This window comes from uncultured Gimesia sp. (genome assembly GCF_937919775.1).
In the GTDB taxonomy this organism is placed as follows: Bacteria; Planctomycetota; Planctomycetia; order Planctomycetales; family Planctomycetaceae; genus Gimesia.
The window spans coordinates 1-5,085 of sequence record NZ_CALFPF010000518.1; the positions used below are offsets into that span (position 1 = coordinate 1).

The 5,085-nt window shown below is 49.5% G+C and carries 1 protein-coding gene; it reads left to right on the plus strand.

Features of this window, described 5'->3' with window-relative positions:
- Positions 1 to 223 precede the first annotated feature (223 nt).
- Positions 224 to 5,085, plus strand: a 4,862-nt coding sequence (locus tag Q0294_RS14920; protein WP_299467027.1) for a choice-of-anchor Q domain-containing protein, incomplete at its 3' end; no start/stop codon positions are given.

Here is a 5,085-nt window from a genome sequence, read left to right on the forward strand (position 1 = left end):
CCTTCTCTTCAACACGACAGATTTCAGAGGTGGAGCCCTTTTTGTCTCAACCGGTAACGTATCCATCCTGAATAGTACCTTTACGGAGAATTCATCAGGTAGTGGTGGAGCAGGCATCTATAATAATAGTTCCGGCTCAATGACTGTTGAGTCCTCTTTGCTTTCGAAAAACGTTTCAGGCGAAAACGGCGGAGCGCTTTATAATTCAGGTGAACTCTTTGTCGTGAACAGCACTCTTTCTGAGAATAGCGCTCTCAATGTGGGAGCGGGTATCTACTCATATACAACAGCCACGCTCGAAGTCTTGAACAGCACGATTGTCCTGAATTATGCAAGGTCTGCTTTATCTCAAGGGGCCGCCATCTATGGTAGCAACAGCAAGTCTTTTAAAATCACAAACAGCATTATCGCTGAAAACACAGCAGCGAATGATGTTCAGATTACCGGACTCTATACTGACACATCCAGCATTATTTCCGAGAGTATCGCCGGACTGATCGACCCGGTCCTGCGAGACAATGGCGGAGACACAAAAACACACGCCTTACTCTTTGGCAGTGCCGCCATCAATGCCGGTAACAAACAGGCAGCCACAGCTGCGGGGCTCACAACAGATCAACGGGGAACCGGTTTTGCCAGAATTGTTGATGGGGCAATTGATATCGGAGCCGTTGAATTTCAGACGCCTTTCTTCCTCGTCGATACCAGTTCGGATCTCGACGATGGTGATTATTCTCCTGGAAATTTATCACTGCGGGAAGCGATTCAACTGGCAAACGCTTCTTCCACAACAAATACGATTGTCTTTGATGCGGTCCTCTCTGGTCAGACAATTCTGCTCTCGACTGAGATATTAATTTCCGATGACCTGACGATGATCGGACTCGGCGCAGATCAACTCACCCTGGATGGTGCTCACAACAGTCGTATTTTTAATATTGATGATGGCAGCAGCGTCACGGAAATTTCAGTCTCAATCAGCGGGCTGACTCTTACGAATGGCTACGAGGAAAATGGGGGCGCGATTCTCAACAGGGAAAATCTGACTCTCGCAGATTCTCATTTGACCGGAAACACGGCCAGCCTGGACGGCGGTGGAATCTTCAACAGTAATTCAACTCTCACGATCAGCAATAGTACGTTCACCCAAAACCATTCAGACCATGATGGCGGGGCGATTAAAAATGATACAGGCGGTTCCCTGACAATTAACTCCAGCACGTTCCATCAAAACTCCTCTGATAATAACGGAGGGACGCTGGCGAATTCCGCCGCGATGTATGTGCATAACAGTACGCTGTCTGGAAACAGCACACTGCATCTGGGGGCAGGCATCTATTCTGGCTCGACAGCCACACTGGAAGTATTGAACAGCACAATCGTATTGAATGAATCCACGTCGGATGTCTCAGAAGGGGGAGCCGTTTATGGAAGCGATACCAATCCGTTTGAGATCAAAAACAGCATCATTGCGGGCAATACCGCGGCCGGTTCACCTCAGGTCGCGGGCGTTTATAACTCATCATCCAGCATCGTGCAGGACAGTATCGCAGGCCTGATTGATCCAGTTCTTAAAGTGAACGGCGGTCCGACCCAGACACATGCGTTACTGTCAGGCAGCGCGGCGATTAATGCTGGTGATAACGGCATCGCCGAGTCTGCTGGTTTGTTGACTGATCAACGTGGTGTCGGTTATCCCAGAATGTTTGACGGAACCGTTGATATGGGAGCCGTTGAATTTCGTGAGTCCGGCTTTATCGTGGATAACAATTCTGATCTCGACGATGGCGATTATTCAGCCGGAAATTTATCACTGCGGGAAGCGATTCAACTGGCAAACGCTTCCTCAACCGCGGATACGATTCACTTTGATGGCTCGCTCGCCGGTCAGACGATTTTTCTTTCCAGTGAGTTATCAATCACTGCCGACCTGACGATTATCGGCCTGGGCGCGGATCAGCTCACTCTGGATGCCGTCAACAACAGTCGTATTTTTAATATCGATAATGGGGATATCGCGACAACGATTCGCGTTGAAATCGATGGCCTAAAGCTGGCGAATGGAAGCACAAACAGTACGGGTGGTGCCATTCTGAGTTATGAAGATCTGGCCGTTAAAAATAGTATTTTGACAGGCAACACGGCTCGTCTGGGCGGTGGCGGCATCTTCAGCAGTCTTGCCTCTCTCACAATTGAAAACAGTTTGGTTTCAGAGAATGCATCGCTGTTTCAAGGTGGAGGCGGGGTCATGTATCTCCGGTCCGGGGGGACTGGTTTAACAATCAGTGAAAGTACCTTCGCGCTCAACACCACCGATGGTGATGGAGCTGCCATCTATTTCTTTGCGGGGGACGCGTCAGTCCTGAACAGTACTTTTAATGAGAATACGGCAGACAGTTCAGGAGGCGCGATCCAGAATAATTATTCTGGATCGATGACCGTTGACTCCTCTACATTTTATAAAAACAGAGCAAACGATCAAGGCGGCGCACTTGCAAATTTGAATGAACTCTTTCTGACGAACAGCACTCTTTCTGAGAACAGTGCTGATTTTATCGGAGGTGGTATCTATACCTATCGAAATACCACTCTGGAAATCGTCAACAGCACCATCGTGAAGAATCAGGCGACTTCTTCCGTGTCCAGAGGGGGGGGGATATTTTCTCCCAGTCCCAATTTAATTAAGCTCGCCAACAGTATCATCGCAGGAAATACCGCGGTCAATTTTTCTCAGATCGATGGCAGCTACACAGAGAATTCCTGCATTATTTCCGATAGTATTTCCGGTCTGATTGACCCGGTTCTGAGAGATAATGGCGGCGACACAAAAACGCACGCTTTACTGCCCGGCAGCGCCGCGCAGAATGCCGGCGATAATACCGCAGCGACAGACGCAGGACTGTCTACAGATCAACGCGGAACCGGTTTCCCCAGAATTCTGAATAGCACGGTGGACATCGGGGCCTTTGAGGGCTCTTCAGACATCTTTACTGTAGATACGATTTCGGATCTCGACGATGGCGATTATTCTGTCGGAAATTTCTCACTGCGGGAAGCGATCAAACTGGCAAATGCTGCTTCCACCACCGATACGATTTTCTTTGATGCAGCGCTGGCAGGTCAGACGATTGTACTGGAGAGTGAATTGTCCATCACAGACGATGTGACAATTAACGGGCTGGGGGCAGATCAACTGACGATCAGTGGTAATAATAACAGCCGAATCTTTAATATCACTTCTACCGATATCACAGTCGAAATCACTGGCCTCACTCTGACGAAAGGATCAGCTATACAGGGAGGAGCGATCTATAATCGCGCGACACTGATTTTCAAAGATTCCATACTGACTGAAAATGCGGCCACTCAATACGGCGCAGGGATTTACTCAACTCAGGGAAATGTTACTGTGAGCGGCACCGAATTTTCCGAAAACAGAGCCTCGCTGGCTGGTGCAGCAATCTACTCGGGAACCGATGGCAGCCTGACTGTCACAGATGCGACCTTCTATCGAAATCAAGCCAGATCCGGCGGGGGAATTTATAACTTTCGAGGAGCAATGACCATTGTCGACTCCCGGTTTATCGAGAACCAGGCTTTGACCGATCCCGAGTTCCCACAACAGTCGTCAGAGGGAGGGGCTATCTTTTACTCAGCATATCTGACGACTGAAGAAGGCGAACTGGACGGGCTGATTATAAACACTGAGTTCACAGACAACTTTGCCGACAGCACGGGCGGCGCTCTTTTCCTGGGATCGGGTTTTGTGACTGTTAACAACAGTTCCTTTACGGGAAATATGGCTGACGTGAATGGAGGCGGGATTCACAACTCCCTGGGCCAACTGACAGTTCATCAAAGCACTTTTACAGGAAATAGTTCCGTCAGTGGTGGAGCAATCAGCAACGCGAAAACTTTGTATCTCTCAGATAGTACCATTGCACACAATTCTGCCACAAGTTTTGGAGGAGGGATCTTTTTTTCTTCTTATGGAACCGGAACGATTTATAACAGTACCATTTCTGGAAATCAGAGTGGAACCAGGGGGGGCGGTGTTTATTCTGCAACCGCATTAGCAGTGAGTATCATTAACACCACGATCGTCGGAAATTCCTCGAATCGAGGATGGGGCATTTATGTACTCAATGGCACTCCGACGATTGTGAACAGCATCATCGCCGGGAATACAGCCGATCAGAATACACAAGTCTTCGGCAGTCCTGTTGGCAGCAATAATATCATTCAGGACAGTATTGCCGGCCTGCTTGATCCGGTCTTAAGAGATAACGGCGGACCCACCAAAACGCATGCATTACTGCCCGGCAGTGCCGCCATTGATGCCGGAGATAATACCGCAGTCATTGATGCCGAAATCGAGTTCGATCAACGTGGAACCGGTTTTTCCAGGATCGTTAATGAGACTGTCGATATCGGCGCGTTCGAAGTTCAAAGTCCGTTCGCTCAGGTCGAGTTGCGAATCGTCGACACAAAGACTTCCACACAGAGCAATGGAGAGAGCACTTCGCTCCCGGAAAACCTCGGTTGGCTCGATGAATGGAGTGGTTACTGGTTGGAAATCTGGATCAGCACCCCTTCCACAACAGATCTGGGTGTGTTGTCGGCTGCCATGAATTTGAGTTACAACACCGCGATTACCACCGCGACCGCCATTGAATATGGTGCTGCGTTTACAATCAATCAGACCGGCACCATCAATGATCTGACGGGAACGATTGAAAACCTGTCGGCCGAAACCAGCCTGACCGATGTAGGCGACGATCAACGCGTACTGTTTGCCCGCATCCGCTTTGAATCCACGGCCGACGACGGCATTCATCTGGATCTGGCAGGTCAAACTCTGAGCTCGCAAAGTCCCGAGTTTGCGATAAGCCATTCGGAGATCCTGCTGACAGGGGCTACCGCCAGTGAAGAGGTGCATGGCGGCGCCGCCCCCGAGACGCTGATCTGGGCGAACCCGTTCGATTTGAACGACGATGACGTGATCAACTTTCGGGATCTGACCTTGTTTGTCAGCGTGTATTATTCGATTCCCAGCGAATCGAATGCCGTCTATGCCTGGTTTGC